The organism is Pseudomonas monsensis (assembly GCF_014268495.2).
GTDB lineage: Bacteria > Pseudomonadota > Gammaproteobacteria > Pseudomonadales > Pseudomonadaceae > Aquipseudomonas > Aquipseudomonas monsensis.
The window spans coordinates 4,844,240-4,858,997 of record NZ_CP077087.1; the positions used below are offsets into that span (position 1 = coordinate 4,844,240).

The window sequence follows — 14,758 nt, forward strand, 5'->3', positions numbered from 1 at the left end:
GCTTTATACTCCCGCGCCCGTTTTGCTCTTGAGGACTTATCTCGTGTCCAACGTCGTTGCCGATCATCTTGTTTTGCTCGACCACCTGCGCAGTATCCTGGTCGCCGTAGGTGAGGCCGAACAGGTTCCCGAAGAAAGCCATGCCTTGTTCCTGGAGCGCTTCGACGAACTGCTGGCATCCTTGCCGATCGATCCGATCGAAAGCCAATACCTGGGCCAGGACATCCTGACTCAAGTGATTACCCGTTACCCGCAAATTGCCCACCTGATCCCGCGCGATCTGCTGTGGTTCTTCGCCGGCGACTGCCTGCACTACCTGTCCGATGAAGAGATCGACCTGTATCAGGCTCTGGAAGAGCGTCGCTACGAAGCCGAACAGAACGACGAACCGTTCGACTGGAATCAGGAAAAACAGCTGCTGGCGATGTCCGCCCAGGACAGCAAGCACTAAGTTTCCACAGATCAAAATATCGCACCTTCGGCAGCGCCTGCATGGATTGCAGGCGCTGCCGAAGGTGCGATCTTTTGCTTTATAGAAGCCCCTCACTTTCCGGCAGTTCATACGCCATCGCCAGATTGTTCGGCGCCCCCGTCCTCGCTGGCTTGCTCAACGTCGGCTCCTTCTCCAGGCACTCAACCAGAAAATCGATAAACACTCGCAACTTGGGTGGCAGATAACGCGTCGGCGAATGTAACAGCCACAGTCCGCCATGGTAGGAAGCGAGGAAGGTCCAGTCCGGCAGCACCTGCACAATCAACTTCTGTTCGAGTGCATATCGGGCAGTGAAATACGGCAGGCTGCCAATGCCCAGGTGCTGCAACACCGCGCCCAGACGCACCCCCGTGTGGTTCGCGGCGTATCGTCCACGTACTCCCACCGTCACCGCCTTGCTGCCTTTCTTGAACTTCCAGCGCGCATCGCTCGGCGTTTCCCCCAGATAAATGCAGCTGTGCTTGAGCAAATCGTGAGGGTGCGTCGGCGTGCCGTGTTCAGCCAGGTATTGCGGTGTGGCGCACAGTAGATGGTCAATAGTCAGCAACTGCCGCCCGACCAATCCGGCCGGCGGCCGATCCGTGATACGAATCGCCAGATCGACATGGTCGTCGATCAAATCAACCTGTCGGTCTTCGAGCAGCAGTTCGACATCGACCTTGGGGTAACGCCGCAGGAATTCGGGCATGTGCGGGTGAATCACGAAACGCCCCACCGCTTTCGGTACGCTGACCCGCACCAGGCCTTCCGCTTCGTGGGTGAACTGGCCGCTGATTTCCATCACCGATCTGGCAGCACTGACCATCTCCTGACAACGCTTGAAGACCTCTTCTCCGCCGTCACTCAAACGCAATTTGCGGGTAGTGCGTTGCAACAGTCGCGTGGCCAGGGCCTTTTCCAGTCGCGAAATGCTGCGACTCACGGCTGACGGCGAAGAGCCAAGCTGACGGGCCGCTTCAGAGAAGCTTCCGGTCTCGACAACCTTGACGAAAATCGCCATTTCACCGAGCAGGGGTAGCGGGAGATTTATGCTCACAGCGCACAAGTCCTTTGATGTTTGAACGGATTATCACGTTATTGCACGATTCATATAATAAAAATAGAAATTTTAATAAGGGCATGGAATATGACGCTTCGCCTCTTTTTCCATAGTGATGAGCTCAAGGCCAATGTGGAAGTCCTCGACTGCACGCCCCACGAGAACGAATTTGCCGTGGTGCTGCGCGCCACGTTGTTTCATCCGCAAGGCGGCGGTCAGCCTTGCGACACTGGCTGGATCGATGAAAGCCGGGTTCTGCGCGTAGTGCAGGAACCCGACCGGATCGTGCATTACGTGGATCAGCCGGTGAAGCCTGGCATGACGCAGATTCGCGTCGATGAACAACAGCGTTGCTTCAATTCCCGCATGCATTCGGCCGGCCACCTGATTGGCCACTTTATCCAGGCAATGGGCTGGACGCCGATCAAGGCGCACCACTGGCCAGACGAAGGCCGGGTGCAATTCAAACCGGCAGAAGGTGCCCGGGAAGTCGATGCGCAAAGCGTCCAATACGGCATCAACCAATGGATAGAACACGACCTGCCACGCCTGACCTCGTTGCGCGAAGGAGTGCGTGAAATCGGTTTCGGTGAGCTGCCCGCCTACGGCTGTGGCGGCACCCATGTACGTAGCCTGAAGGATCTGGGCACAGTCACGATCGCGTCCCTTGCGCAGAAAAAGGGCACCTTGTCGGTCCACTACAGCGTGGATTAAGGATTTTGGGCGGTGCAGCACGCATCGCCCGACGCCGGGGAACCGCATTCGCAGGTTCCGTTGACTACCGATAGATGGACCTACAAAAAATGATGCTAGACGTCGAGCGTCTCGATGAGACGTGCATAAAAAAACTGGCCAACGAAGAAGTCCTCGCCATCCGCGTCAAAGGCTTTTTGCCCGAAGCATTGGCAATCCAGATTGGCGACAAAATCCTCGCTCCAGGCTTTGAAGGCTATATCAACGCACCGAGCATCGGCCGCATCGGCATGGCGTTCTATGAGGCAGAAAACCAGCCGCTGCTGATCGAAGACTATTTCGAGCGTGCAACCAGCAACATCGCTGAATTGCGTAACCGTTGCGCGCCCTACTCCTCTCCCGTCGACACGTTGCGCTGCATGCTCGATGAGTCATGGCCGGCCGGTGCGCATCTGGAAAACCTGTACGGGCGCAAAATGTATGTCGGGTTGTCACGCGTAGTGAAACCGGGAGTGTGCTTCCTCGCGCATCACGACATCTTTGCCAAAGACGCCCCGGACAGCTTTCAGGCTCGCAGCCTGGAAGCACAGTTTGCCTGCAATGTTTACCTGAACATGCCAACCGAAGGCGGCGCATTACAGATGTGGGATGACGACATTTCTGCTGACCGGTTCGACGAAATGCGTGGCGACAGTTATGGCATCGACCCTGCCCTGCTCGGCCCTCCGACCCTTGAAGTACGGCCGAATCCCGGAGATTTCATCATGTTCAATTCACGCTGCATGCACTCGGTAACCCCGGGTGTGGCGGATCCGCGCTTGAGCCTTTCGTTCTTTGTCGGCTACCGCGGCAATGCTTCACCCCTGACTTTCTGGAGCTGAGATGTTATCGAACTACCTGGGCGAATTTCTGGCATTGGCCACCATTCATTTTCTGGCCGTGGTCGCCCCCGGACCGGACTTCGCCGTCACTATCCGCCAGAGCGTGCGTTTCGGCCGAGTCGTGGGCATTTGCACGGCGCTGGGGATCGGCGCGGGCATCTCCGTGCACGTGCTGTATACATTGCTCGGCGTCGGCGCATTGATGCACACCACCCCTTGGCTGCTGACCGTGGCCAAGGTCATCGGTGGCGCCTACATCCTGTATCTGGGTGTCAGCCTGTTGCGCAGCAAACCCAAGTCGGCAATTGAAGGGGAAAAAGCTGTCGACGAGCCGGCAGTCGAGCAGACCCTGCTCAAGGCTTTCACCACCGGCTTTCTGACCAATGCCACCAACCCGAAAGCCACGCTGTTTTTTCTGGCGATCTTCACCACGATCATCAGCGCCAGCACGCCGCTGAACATCCAGGCGCTGTACGGCCTGTGGATGTGCTGTGTGAACGCATTGTGGTTCGTCATCGTTGCGCTGTTTTTCTCCAGCGCCAAGGTGCGCCTGCTGTTCCTGCGCATGGGGCACTGGTTCGAGCGCACCATGGGTGTCGTGCTGATCCTGTTCGCCGGTCGCTTGATGATGTCCTGGTAACTCACCGGCAAACGAAAGGCCCGCCGATGTTCATCGGCGGGCCTTTTTGTTTCAACTGATGGCAGTCACCCTGACCCGGCTGCTATGGATAAATCGCGTGCCCATCAAAAGCGTCGCCAGGCTCAGCGCCGTGATCAATCCCGTCCAGATCCCTTGCGGCCCCCACTCCAGTCCAAATGCCAAACCCGCGCCGAGTGGTACACCGACGCCCCAATAACAGAAAACCGCCAGCCACATTGGCACGCGCGTATCCTGCAGCCCACGTAATGCACCCGCCGAAAGCATCTGCAAGCCATCGGGAAACTGCAAAGCGGCGGCAAACAACAACAGCGTCGAGGCCAATGCCGTGACGGCGATGTCGGAGCTATACAGGCTGGCAATCGCTTCATTGCCCAACAACAAGATGACGACCGATACGCTCTGCGTCAGCAACACAATCACGCAACCGGCCCAAGCGGCTTGCCGGACACGCTGGAGATCGCCGCGCCCTGACGCATGGCCCACGCGAACCGTTGTCGCCTCCGCCACAGCCACCGGGATCATGAAACACAGCTGCGCGAGGTTCACCGCAATCTGGTGCGCCGCGAGAAACGTCGAGCCCAATCGCCCGATCAGCAACGAAGTCACAATGAACAGGCTGCCTTGCATCAGAATCGCAATGCCGATTGGCATGCCGGTACGCAACAAATCCATGATCCCAGCGCGACTCGGCAGATCGAAACGTGCAAACAACTGCAAATGCGCCAAACGCTTGCCAAACCAGAGATAGCCAGCAAACAACGATGCCTGCAGCCACATCATCACGGCCGAAGCGATCCCCAGCCCCTGCGCGCCCAACTCGGGAAAGCCCAATTTGCCATTGGTCAACACGTAGCCCAGCGGCGCCAGCACCCATAGACCGCCGAAACTGAACATCATCGTCGGACGCATCCAGTGCATCCCTTCACACAGATAACGCATGCAGAAAAACAGCGTCAACGCCGGACTGCCCCAACGCACTGCATGCAGGAACGCCTGAGCGCCGGGAATCATCTGCTCGGCGATCCCGGCAGGCGCGAGCAACAGGGGCACAAGGCTCAGAAATGCAAACATCAACAGCCCCATGAACAGCGCCAGCCACAATGCCTGGCGAAAGATCGGCGCGATTTCATGGGTACGATCCGCCCCCTGTAAACGCGCGACCGACGCCGTCAACGCAATCAACGTACCAATCGGCACCAGCATCGGCAGCCACAACAATGCGGTGCCCAGCGTTACCGCCGCCAGCGTGTCGGTGCCGTGGTTGCCGGCGATCAGGTTGTCGACGAAGGCAATCAACCCGGCGCAGACATGGCCGACCATCAGAGGTAGCGCGAGAAGCGCGGTGGCACGGATCTCGGACAAACTGCCGCGCGACACTGATTTCAATGACATTGAAGGATCTCCGGAATCAACAGAAAAAGCTCGGTGAGCAAGGCCAGTCGTTATCCCAGAATTGCCTCGCGCTGACTGTCAGACGCGTCCTGATCTCACGGATCGGCTGTAGGAAAATTGTAAAAGGCAGGGCAAACACAAAAAACGCGCATACAAAAACGCCGCTCTATTGAGCGGCGTTTTTGTGAATATGGAGCGGGAAACGAGACTCGAACTCGCGACCCCGACCTTGGCAAGGTCGTGCTCTACCAACTGAGCTATTCCCGCAATGGCGTCCCCTAGGGGACTCGAACCCCTGTTACCGCCGTGAAAGGGCGGTGTCCTAGGCCACTAGACGAAGGGGACAGGCTACAACTTTCACTTAAATAAAAACGCCGCTCTTAGCCGAGCGGCGCTTTTGAATTTGGAGCGGGAAACGAGACTCGAACTCGCGACCCCGACCTTGGCAAGGTCGTGCTCTACCAACTGAGCTATTCCCGCAAATGGCGTCCCCTAGGGGACTCGAACCCCTGTTACCGCCGTGAAAGGGCGGTGTCCTAGGCCACTAGACGAAGGGGACACGCTACCCGGAACACATGGTGTGTGTTTCGGTGTCCAGATCCTCATCCTGAGATTTGGTTCTGGTTTCACTCAGCCCCGCCCGAAAGCAGTGCTGTTTAAAATTGGAGCGGGAAACGAGACTCGAACTCGCGACCCCGACCTTGGCAAGGTCGTGCTCTACCAACTGAGCTATTCCCGCATTGGCGTCCCCTAGGGGACTCGAACCCCTGTTACCGCCGTGAAAGGGCGGTGTCCTAGGCCACTAGACGAAGGGGACACGCTACAACATTCACTCCCTGCCGCGTTTCGCTGTGTGCTTTACGCTGCAAGTGGCGCGCATTCTATGGATGGATTGGAAGGTCGTCAACCCCCAGATATAAATTTATTTAAATCAATGACTTCGACGTCGTTTACGGGAGCAATCGGGGTTTTGCGTCGCCCGACGATTGACGCCTATATTCCGCCACTCGCCAAGGCGTTATAGTCCACCCCAGTGATGGCAATCTGCACATCAAGCGCCAGCATTCATATAAGCCATGCGCGGCCGATACAGGTTGAACCTGCCGAATCAACACGTCGAGCGGTGCTAGGCACCTAAAAGGCCAACCACTACACTCGCATGCGAACCCTATAAAGAGGTCTTACCGGTGACACCACTCATGATCACCCTGCTTGTCATAGCCGGGATCGCAATTCTGATCGCCATTGGCTACATGAACCATGTGGTGGAAAACAACAAACTGGAGAAGGCCCGCACCAAAGTCGAACTCAATGACCGCCTGCGCCGCTGTGGCGAATTGACCGAGACCTTCCCCGGCCAATTCATGACCCCGGCACTGAAACTGCTGTTGACCCGCCTGGAACTGAACGTCTGCCAGCGCCTGCTGAACCTGGAAAAAACCAGCGCCACGACCAAGGCCCGCATCACCGAACTGAGCGCGCTGGTGGCCCAGGGCGAATCGATTCCGGTCAACAACCCGCCAGCGCCGATCCTGACCGAAGCCAAGGCCAAGGACGTGCGCTTCCTCCTCGAAGCCCTCCACGGCCAGATCACCCGCGCCGCCCACGATGGTTTCCTGCCGCCGAACGAAGCCAAACAGTGGGTCCGCGAAGTCCGCCACATCCTGGTACTGCTGCATATCGAGTTCTTCAACAACCTCGGCCAACAGTCCCTGCAACAAAACCAGCCCGGCCAGGCCCGCCTCGCCTTCGAACGCGGCGTGCAATACCTGCGCAAACAGCAGGATCCCCAGATGTACTCCGAACAACTGCAATACCTGGAAAAACTGCTGGCCCGCGCCAACGCCCAGGTCATGGACAAAATCGCCCCGGTTGAAGGCGAAGAAAACCAACTGACCGCCGGCCTCAAAGACGTCGAAGCCGATGCGGACTGGAAGAAGAAAGTGATTTACGACTGATTGCAGATGTTGAAAGAGAAGCCACCGAGAGGTGGCTTTTTTGTGGGCTTGTGGGTGTGAATCCGATAGGAACTGGATGAATGTCGGGGCGCTTTCGCGAGCAGGCTCGCTACCGCAGGGGGACCGGGTGTATCTGGTCGGGCGGGAGGCCTCCATCGCAGGCAAGCCAGCCCACAGGGTTGATCATTCCCACACACAGCAAACTCGGTACACGCGTTAAACATTTCGAAGCTGAAACACACTTCCCTCTGCGCTACTGCTTATTTATCTCCCCGAGAAAACAGAGAAACACCCTACAGATAAAGAGGAGTGGTCTTCTGTTTCCACTCAAATCCGCTGCCCAGAATGGCTGTCGAACAGAACTGCCTGGAAGCCCATTCGATCTTTTCAGTTGAATTCACGAGATCGCATATTTGGCAACCTTCATTCATAACAAAATGGACACGTCACTATGGACAACCTAGCTGCACAGTCGCAACTCACTGCCATCGGTCCGGGCAATAAAGTTTATCTGCAAGGGCATTTTGATTTTCAGAACAGCATCACCAGCCGCTACGCAAAAATCGTCAGCATTGATACCGCCACCGTAATCATCCAAAACCCGACTCTTCGAGCCAACCAGACAGAAGTCATCCGCCATCAAGCCATCACCCACATCAGCCTTGTCCCCCCGTACAAAACATTCGAAAGCGACACAAGCCCCATTCTCGGATAAACCAAAACCGAAACAGGTAAGCGCAGGCAATGCCAAGTCCACAACCTTTGGCAGCGCCTGCAGAGAATGCCTTCGTCAGGAAAATACCGGGCTGTCAGACGGGCTCGCGCAATGACCGAGCCTGCCACAAGGCCGAGTGTCAGCTCGCCTGCGTTTGACTTTGATCTGCAAGGTCCCAACGACAGGCTGAGTGGTGGAATTCATCCGGGGACGTCTGGCGAAACCAGACACATCGAAGAGGAGGTGCAACAAAGCAAACCGGAGGCGATGCCCCCGGTTGAATCCCGCAGCGGCCCAGAGGCCGCCAAGTCAAAGCCGAAAGTGCCCAACCATCCCCTTAAGCTCACTCCCCAACTGAGCCAGCTCAACACTCGAAGCCGCATTCCCCCGCATCGCCAGCGAAGACTGATCCGCACTTGCCCGAATACTCGTGACACTGCGGTTGATCTCTTCAGCCACCGAACTCTGCTCCTCGGCCGCCGCCGCAATCTGCTGATTCATCTGCTGAATCAACGACACTGCCGCCGCAATGCTGCCCAGCGCACTCTCGGTCTGCAGCGCATCGCTGACCGCCAGCTTCACCAGTTCACCGCTGCTCTGAATCTGTTGCACCGAGGAATGCGCCGCCGCACGCAACGCACTGACCAGGCGCTCGATTTCCTCGGTCGATTGCTGCGTACGCCGGGCCAATGCGCGAACCTCATCGGCCACCACTGCAAAGCCCCTGCCCTGCTCCCCGGCCCGGGCCGCCTCAATGGCCGCGTTCAACGCCAGCAGATTGGTCTGCTCGGCGACGCTTTTGATCACCTCGAGCACCGTACCGATGTTCTGGATCTGCGCACTCAGGCTGTCGATGCTGGAACTGGCCGACGTCGCCGAATCCGCCAACTGCTCGATCCGCGCCATGCTCTGGCGCACCACTTGCTGACCGCTCTCAACCTTGTCATCCGCTGTCTGCGCCGCCAACGCCGCTTCTTCGGCATTGCGCGCGACATCATGCACCGTCGCTGTCATCTGGTTCATGGCGGTGGCGACCTGCTCGGTTTCTTCCTTCTGGCTGCTGACCTCAAGGTTGGTCTGCTCAGTCACCGCCGACAGCGATTGCGCCGAACTCGCCAGTTGCTCGATCCCCGCCTGCAGACCGCTGACAATCGTGCTCAGCCCGGCGCCCATCTGCTGCATGGCCAGCATCAACTGGCCAATTTCGTCGCGACGGTTGACCTGCACCGTCGCACTCAGATCACCGGCCGCGATCTGCTGCGCAACCTGAATCACACTGCGCAGCGGCGCAACGATCAACCGGGTAATCACCCACGCGGCAATCAACCCGACCAGCAACGCCAGCGCCGACGAGCCGATGATCAGCAGCGAGTTTTTCTTCAGTTCGGCCTGCATCGCCGCGTCTTCGGCGACCGACGCTTGATCCACCCGCTCCACCACTTGTGCGGCACGTTGATGCAATTGCTCGTAGACCGTTTTTTCCTGGGTCAGCAGCCCAGTGTATTCGGCCAGTTTGTCGTTGAAGCCGGCAATGTGCCCGGAGACTTCGTTGAGCACCGTCAGATAGCCTTCGTCCTTGACCGTCAACTTCAGCGCCTCGGCCTGCGTCTGCGCCTGCGCGGCTTGCTCGATATTGCCCTTGCCGGCACTGTCGGCATCGCCCTTGCGACTTTGATCCAGACGCACCCGCGCCTCGTTCATCGCTTGCAGCATCAGCATCGATACCTGACTGACCTGCCCGGCCTGCTCGATAAACTGCGCGCCGTCCTTGCCCTCGGTGTCTTTCAAGGTATACGCGCCATCATCGGCCAGCCCGGCCTGCAACACATCGAGGTTGTTGGCCACGCTGGAGACCGACCAACTGGCCATTTCCAGGGCAAGGTCCTTCGCCTGGGTCAACGAAACGAATTCATCGAACGCCTTGCGATAAGCCCCCAGCGACTGTTCGACATCCGTCATCACTGTCACGTAGGCCGGCGATTGCGCCTTGAGTTCGTTGGCCTGAGCGACCAGCTCGTCCACCCCCTTGCGCAAGGCATCAGCGGTTTTCGGATTGCCGCGCAAGGCGTACTCCTGCTCGAGCAGACGCACCTTGAGCAGGCCGCTGTTGAGCGAGGACATCTGTTTGAGCCCTTCGAAGCGCTGGCTGATGGTTTGCAGGGACCAGACACCGATGGCTGCCACCAAAGCGGTCAGCAGCAAAACCAGCACAAACCCGACACCCAGTTTTTTCGCCATACCGAGGTTGGCAAAACGTCCTTGCACGGCCGAAATCATTGCGCGTAGCCCTCTGCCTTAGTCTGTTGACGAAGATTCGCAATGGCCAATCACCGGCACAAGTCTCTGGCGTCGGAATAATGGCAAAAAGCTAGGTCCGCGTCGTTTTCAGAACACTGGAGGTCGATCCACACCGGTATTGCGGAAAAACTGCCGGGCGCGTGGATCGCAGGCGAAGGCGATGTTGATCCGATGCCAGTCGCTGGTCTCACCACTGGGACTGAACGCCTCCGGGGCGGCCAGCAACACGCCGCTGCGTTGCGCCTGCGTTCGTACGCGGACTGGATCGGCCAGCGGCGCACGCGCCCAGATAAACAACCCGCCCGTCGGCTTGCCGAAAACCTGCCAATTGGCGTCCTCCAGCGCCTGCAGTGCTGCCGCGCGGTCGGCATTCAAGCGCTGACGCTGGCGCTGCACCAGTTTGCGATACGCGCCAGACGCCATCAGGCTGGCCAGCACCGCCTCGGAGAACCCGCTGCCACCCAGGCCACTGATCATCTTGACCTGGGCCAAGCGCACCAGCAGTTCGCGGTCGGCCAGGACAAATCCGACCCGCAGCGAACTGCTCAGAGTCTTGGAAAAGCTGCCCACGTAAATCACCCGCCCCTCATCGTCCAGCGCGGCCAGGCGTGTACCGTTGCCAGTATGCAGATCGGCGTAGACATCGTCTTCGATCAAACGCACATCGTAGGTTTTGCTCAATTGCACAAGACGCTGGGCGATGGCCAGTGTCAGGCAACTGCCGGTGGGGTTGTGGTGGTGGCTGTTGACGAACAAGGCGCGGGGCCGATACTGGCGCAGCAACGCCTCGAGCGCCTCGACATCCGGCCCGCTCGGCGTGCGACGCACTTCGAGCATGCGCAGCCCATGCAAGCGCAGGAGGTCGAACAACCCTGGATAGCCGGGTGTCTCGACCACCACGCAGTCACCGGCCTTGAACAATGTGCGCACGATCAGATCCAGTGCATGACTGGCGCCGTTGGTGCTCATCAGCTGGGTGCTGCGCGCCTCGATATCGAACAGTTTGAGACGTCTGGCGATCTGCTCGCGCAGCGCCGGAAGGCCCAGTGGCGAGCTGTAGTCGAACAGGCTGGCCATGTCGGTGCGCGCCACTTCACGCAGTGCGTAGCTGAGGTCGTCCGGCTCACGCCAGCTTTGCGGCAAACCACCGCTTCCAAGCTTCAGGCCACGGGGGCCGCCACACACCGCACCACACCTGGCCTGCTGGCTCTCCAGCAAGCCAGATTCATCCTCGACACTCAACAGCGATGGCGTTGCAGCGACGATAAACCCCGCGCCCTGACGCGCACTCAGAACCCCCTGCGAGACCAACCGCTCGCACGCCTCGACGACACACGACTGGCTCAACAGATTGTCGCGGGCGATTTGCCGCACGGAGGGAAGTCGGGTCGTCGGTGGTACGTCATTTTGCAGGATCCATCCCGTCAATCCATCCACAATCTGCTGCACCACCGGCACCATTGCCTGTCGGTCAATTCTCAATTCCATGAGCAAGCAAACTCCTGTCCGTTTTGCTGCCCGCAGTAAATCACAGCCGCGGCGCACAGGCTGTGCGACAACGCCGCCAAAAGCCCCCGTTCTAACCCTTTGATACACATTGTTTAGCGGTTTAATGGAACCGATCCGCGCCCATAAAAAAACCCGCACGCAGGCGGGTTGTTTTCTGGCAGGACGGTTTCAGAACGCGGTCACGCCGCCGTCCACCGCCAGGGAATGCCCGGTGGTGAACGCCGCACCGTCGCTGCACAGATAAAGCACGGCACTGGCGATTTCTTCGACCTTGCCGATACGGCCGACCGGATGCATGGCGTTGGCGAATTCGCCTTTCTTCGGATCCGCCTCATAGGCGCGGCGGAACATGTCGGTGTCGATCACCGCCGGGCACACTGCGTTGACGCGGATTTTCTTTTTCGCGTATTCGATGGCCGCCGACTTGGTCAGGCCGATCACCGCGTGTTTCGAGGCTGCGTAGATGCTCATTTTCGGCGCCGCACCGAGGCCGGCCACCGACGCCGTGTTGACGATCGCGCCGCCGCCCTGAGCCAGCAACAGCGGCAACTGATACTTCATGCACAACCAGACGCCTTTGACGTTGACGCCCATGATCGCGTCGAACTCGTCCATCGAGCCCTCGGCCAGCTTGCCCTTCTCGATTTCGATACCGGCATTGTTGAAGGCGTAGTCAAGACGACCGTAGGTATTGATCACCTCGTCCATCAGACTTTTCACTTCGCTTTCAACGGTTACGTTGCAACGTACGAAGGTCGCTTCGCCACCGGCTGTACGAATCAGCGCTACGGTGCCTTCGCCCCCCGCCGTGTCCAGATCGGCCACCACTACTTTCAGACCTTCGGCGGCGAACGCCTGGGCGGTCGCGCGGCCGATGCCGTTGGCAGCGCCAGTGACCACGGCAACCTGACCGGAAAACGTCATGCTCATTGTTATGTCCTCGAAGGGATTGGATGCAGAGGGTGTGCAGACTTGCAGCATAGCCACCGGGGGCTGTCGGGCGTCAGCACTATCAAACGGCTGTTTAGGTGCCCATGCGTCACAGTGATAAACCTGTGCGGGTGACTATCACTGCACTGGATCGACCAGCATTCGCCCCGGCAGCCAACCTTGCGACATCGTCGATGAAGGTCTATCAACAAGGCTTCATTCCGTTTGAGTGCCTGCCATGACTTCCCAGACCAATCGCCAGTTCCTGCTCGCCAAACGCCCGGTGGGTGCCGCAACCCGCGAGACTTTCACCTATCAGGAAGTGCCGGTCGGCGAACCGGCGCAAGGCCAGATTCTGGTCAAGAACCAATACCTGTCCCTCGACCCGGCCATGCGCGGCTGGATGAACGAGGGCAAATCGTACATTCCACCGGTGGGCATCGGTGAAGTCATGCGTGCCTTGGGTGTCGGCCAGGTGATCGCCTCGAACAATCCGGGTTTTGCGGTCGGGGACTACGTCAACGGTGCCATTGGTGTGCAGGATTATTTCCTTGGCGAGCCCAGAGGTTTCTATAAAGTCGATCCGAAACTGGCGCCGCTGCCGGTGTATCTGTCCGCGCTGGGCATGACCGGCATGACCGCCTACTTCGCCCTGCTCGACGTGGGCGCACCGAAGGCGGGCGACACCGTGGTTCTCTCGGGTGCTGCGGGTGCGGTGGGCAGCATTGCCGGACAAATTGCCAAGATCAAAGGCTGCCGCGTGGTCGGCATTGCCGGTGGCGCCGACAAGTGCAAATTCCTTGTCGATGAACTGGGCTTCGACGGCGCCATCGACTACAAGAACGAAGACGTGATCGCCGGGCTTAAACGCGAATGCCCGAAAGGCGTCGACGTGTATTTCGATAACGTCGGCGGTGACATCCTCGACGCGGTGCTGAGCCGTTTGAACCTGAAGGCACGGGTGGTGATCTGTGGCGCCATCAGCCAGTACAACAATAAAGAAGCGGTCAAGGGCCCGGCCAACTACCTGTCGCTGCTGGTCAACCGTGCGCGGATGGAAGGCTTTGTGGTGATGGACTACGCGGCGCAATACGCCAGTGCTGCACAGGAAATGGCCGGCTGGATGGCCAAGGGGCAGCTCAAGAGCAAGGAAGACATCGTCGAAGGTCTGCAGACCTTTCCGGAAACGCTGATGAAATTGTTCAGCGGGGAGAACTTCGGCAAGTTGGTGCTGAAAGTCTGAGGCCACCACCCGACAATTGCGGGAGTGAGCCTGCTCGCGATCGCGGTGTATCAAGCAATGGCAATGTTGACTGATACACCGTGATCGCGAGCAGGCTCACGCCTACGGGGTTTTGCGGTGTTTGCTTAAGCGATTTCGGCCACGACCGAAGCCAGTGCCTTGGCCGGATCCGCCGCCTGGCTGATCGGACGGCCGATCACCAGATAATCGGAACCTGCATCCAGCGCCTGACGCGGGGTCAGAATGCGACGCTGATCGTCCTGCGAACTGCCCGCCGGGCGAATCCCCGGGGTCACCAGTTGCAGCGACGGGTGCGCGGTTTTCAGTGCCGTGGCTTCCAGCGCCGAGCACACCAGACCGTCCATTCCGGCCTTCTCGGCCAGCGCCGCCAGACGCAGCACCTGCTCCTGGGGCTCGATGTCCAGACCGATACCGGCCAGATCCTCGCGCTCCATGCTGGTCAACACGGTCACGCCAATCAGCAATGGCTGCGGGCCGCTGCGTTTGTCCAGCTCTTCACGGCAGGCCGCCATCATGCGCAGGCCACCGGAGCAATGCACGTTGACCATCCACACGCCCATCTCGGCAGCGGCTTTCACGGCCATTGCGGTGGTGTTGGGAATGTCGTGGAATTTCAGGTCGAGGAACACCTCGAAGCCTTTGTCACGCAGGGTGCCGACAATTTCCGCGGCGCAACTGGTGAACAGTTCCTTGCCCACTTTGACCCGGCACAGTTTCGGGTCCAACTGGTCGGCCAGCTTCAGTGCGGCGTCACGGGTGGGGAAATCCAGGGCGACGATGATAGGAGTCTGGCAGGCGGACATGGATGGGCTCTCAGGCAAGTCGAAATCGGCGCGCATTGTAGCGGAACCGGCGGCGGCGCGGCACCCGATGATCGGTAAATCGTCGCGCCGGCCGTGATCAGCATAGCGCTCGCTGCTATTGT

Annotated in this window: 13 protein-coding genes, 6 tRNA genes and 1 pseudogene; 7 read left to right on the forward strand and 13 right to left on the reverse strand. The window is 59.0% G+C overall.

The features are described from left to right. The first annotated feature begins 43 nt into the window (after window positions 1-43). Window positions 44-451, forward strand: coding sequence for a PA2817 family protein (locus HV782_RS21340; RefSeq protein WP_007967565.1), 408 nt, complete (start codon window positions 44-46; stop codon window positions 449-451). 79 nt (window positions 452-530) lie between these two features. Here HV782_RS21340 and HV782_RS21345 read toward each other — a convergent pair whose 3' ends face one another. Next, the gene (locus HV782_RS21345) at window positions 531-1,529 is read right to left on the reverse strand and encodes a LysR family transcriptional regulator (protein ID WP_123466842.1); all 999 of its coding nucleotides are present in this window, start codon (window positions 1,527-1,529) and stop codon (window positions 531-533) included. A gap of 90 nt (window positions 1,530-1,619) precedes the next feature. Here HV782_RS21345 and HV782_RS21350 point away from each other — a divergent pair, with 90 nt between their 5' ends. The 3 genes from HV782_RS21350 (at window position 1,620) to HV782_RS21360 (ending at window position 3,746) form a co-directional block, all read left to right on the forward strand. Next, window positions 1,620-2,246, forward strand: a complete 627-nt coding sequence (locus HV782_RS21350) for an alanyl-tRNA editing protein (RefSeq protein WP_123466844.1) — start codon at window positions 1,620-1,622, stop codon at window positions 2,244-2,246. An 89-nt stretch (window positions 2,247-2,335) separates the two neighbouring features. Continuing rightward, a complete protein-coding gene (locus tag HV782_RS21355) occupies window positions 2,336-3,106 on the forward strand; it encodes a 2OG-Fe(II) oxygenase (RefSeq protein ID WP_123466846.1) in 771 nt (256 codons plus the stop codon). A 1-nt stretch (window position 3,107) separates the two neighbouring features. After that, on the forward strand, window positions 3,108-3,746 hold the full coding sequence (locus tag HV782_RS21360; protein WP_128616052.1) for a LysE family translocator: 639 nt from the start codon (window positions 3,108-3,110) through the stop codon (window positions 3,744-3,746). 51 nt (window positions 3,747-3,797) lie between these two features. On the opposite strand, the gene HV782_RS21365 is transcribed toward HV782_RS21360, so the two are convergent. The 7 genes from HV782_RS21365 to HV782_RS21395 form a co-directional block, all read right to left on the reverse strand. Further along, complete coding sequence (locus HV782_RS21365; protein WP_186744960.1) at window positions 3,798-5,159, reverse strand: MATE family efflux transporter; 1,362 nt, start codon at window positions 5,157-5,159, stop codon at window positions 3,798-3,800. A gap of 191 nt (window positions 5,160-5,350) precedes the next feature. Beyond that, window positions 5,351-5,426, reverse strand: a tRNA-Gly gene (locus tag HV782_RS21370). A gap of 2 nt (window positions 5,427-5,428) precedes the next feature. After that, window positions 5,429-5,504: transfer RNA gene (locus HV782_RS21375), tRNA-Glu, on the reverse strand. 59 nt (window positions 5,505-5,563) lie between these two features. After that, window positions 5,564-5,639 (reverse strand) — tRNA-Gly (locus tag HV782_RS21380). 3 nt (window positions 5,640-5,642) lie between these two features. Next, window positions 5,643-5,718, reverse strand: a tRNA-Glu gene (locus tag HV782_RS21385). Between the two features lie 104 nt (window positions 5,719-5,822). Next, a tRNA-Gly gene (locus HV782_RS21390) sits at window positions 5,823-5,898 on the reverse strand. Window positions 5,899-5,900: 2 nt separating this feature from the next. After that, window positions 5,901-5,976, reverse strand: a tRNA-Glu gene (locus HV782_RS21395). 382 nt (window positions 5,977-6,358) lie between these two features. Here HV782_RS21395 and HV782_RS21400 point away from each other — a divergent pair. Both HV782_RS21400 and HV782_RS21405 read left to right on the forward strand, forming a co-directional pair. Then, entirely contained in the window at window positions 6,359-7,117 is a 759-nt protein-coding gene (locus HV782_RS21400) for a hypothetical protein (RefSeq protein ID WP_177490681.1), read from the forward strand. A 451-nt stretch (window positions 7,118-7,568) separates the two neighbouring features. Next, window positions 7,569-7,832: a hypothetical protein gene (locus HV782_RS21405; protein ID WP_123466855.1), complete on the forward strand. Its 264-nt coding sequence runs from the start codon at window positions 7,569-7,571 to the stop codon at window positions 7,830-7,832. Window positions 7,833-8,141: 309 nt separating this feature from the next. Here the strand turns inward: HV782_RS21405 and HV782_RS29010 are convergent, their stop codons facing one another. The 4 genes and pseudogenes from HV782_RS29010 to HV782_RS21420 all read right to left on the reverse strand — a co-directional run bounded on the left by HV782_RS29010 (window position 8,142) and on the right by HV782_RS21420 (window position 12,569). Continuing rightward, window positions 8,142-9,023, reverse strand: coding sequence for a methyl-accepting chemotaxis protein (locus HV782_RS29010; protein WP_437180223.1), 882 nt, complete (start codon window positions 9,021-9,023; stop codon window positions 8,142-8,144). Continuing rightward, window positions 9,003-10,109, reverse strand: a pseudogene (locus tag HV782_RS29015) (HAMP domain-containing protein); the annotation flags it as partial. The gene HV782_RS29010 and the pseudogene HV782_RS29015, both read right to left, overlap by 21 nt. A 108-nt stretch (window positions 10,110-10,217) precedes the next feature. Next, window positions 10,218-11,618: an aminotransferase-like domain-containing protein gene (locus HV782_RS21415; RefSeq protein ID WP_186744963.1), complete on the reverse strand. Its 1,401-nt coding sequence runs from the start codon at window positions 11,616-11,618 to the stop codon at window positions 10,218-10,220. A gap of 189 nt (window positions 11,619-11,807) precedes the next feature. Next, on the reverse strand, window positions 11,808-12,569 hold the full coding sequence (locus HV782_RS21420; RefSeq protein ID WP_123466861.1) for an SDR family oxidoreductase: 762 nt from the start codon (window positions 12,567-12,569) through the stop codon (window positions 11,808-11,810). A gap of 238 nt (window positions 12,570-12,807) precedes the next feature. Between HV782_RS21420 and HV782_RS21425 the strand changes: the two genes are divergently transcribed. Continuing rightward, window positions 12,808-13,812, forward strand: a complete 1,005-nt coding sequence (locus HV782_RS21425; RefSeq protein WP_123466863.1) for an NADP-dependent oxidoreductase — start codon at window positions 12,808-12,810, stop codon at window positions 13,810-13,812. A 125-nt stretch (window positions 13,813-13,937) separates the two neighbouring features. Here the strand turns inward: HV782_RS21425 and pyrF are convergent, their stop codons facing one another. After that, complete coding sequence (gene pyrF, locus HV782_RS21430; protein WP_177490680.1) at window positions 13,938-14,636, reverse strand: orotidine-5'-phosphate decarboxylase; 699 nt, start codon at window positions 14,634-14,636, stop codon at window positions 13,938-13,940. Between the last annotated feature and the right edge of the window lie 122 nt (window positions 14,637-14,758).

Excerpts from the sequence above, each read along its gene's own strand:
- HV782_RS21420 (WP_123466861.1), bottom strand. The coding sequence starts at position 12,569 with ATGAGCATGACGTTTTCCGGTCAGGTTGCCGTGGTCACTGGCGCTGCC.
- HV782_RS21425 (WP_123466863.1), top strand. The coding sequence starts at position 12,808 with ATGACTTCCCAGACCAATCGCCAGTTCCTGCTCGCCAAACGCCCGGTG.
- HV782_RS21350 (WP_123466844.1), top strand. The coding sequence starts at position 1,620 with ATGACGCTTCGCCTCTTTTTCCATAGTGATGAGCTCAAGGCCAATGTG.
- HV782_RS21400 (WP_177490681.1), top strand. The coding sequence starts at position 6,359 with ATGATCACCCTGCTTGTCATAGCCGGGATCGCAATTCTGATCGCCATT.
- HV782_RS21360 (WP_128616052.1), top strand. The coding sequence starts at position 3,108 with ATGTTATCGAACTACCTGGGCGAATTTCTGGCATTGGCCACCATTCAT.
- HV782_RS21405 (WP_123466855.1), top strand. The coding sequence starts at position 7,569 with ATGGACAACCTAGCTGCACAGTCGCAACTCACTGCCATCGGTCCGGGC.
- HV782_RS21365 (WP_186744960.1), bottom strand. The coding sequence starts at position 5,159 with ATGTCATTGAAATCAGTGTCGCGCGGCAGTTTGTCCGAGATCCGTGCC.
- HV782_RS21415 (WP_186744963.1), bottom strand. The coding sequence starts at position 11,618 with ATGGAATTGAGAATTGACCGACAGGCAATGGTGCCGGTGGTGCAGCAG.
- pyrF (WP_177490680.1), bottom strand. The coding sequence starts at position 14,636 with ATGTCCGCCTGCCAGACTCCTATCATCGTCGCCCTGGATTTCCCCACC.
- HV782_RS21355 (WP_123466846.1), top strand. The coding sequence starts at position 2,336 with ATGATGCTAGACGTCGAGCGTCTCGATGAGACGTGCATAAAAAAACTG.
- HV782_RS29010 (WP_437180223.1), bottom strand. The coding sequence starts at position 9,023 with ATGCTGGCCATGCAGCAGATGGGCGCCGGGCTGAGCACGATTGTCAGC.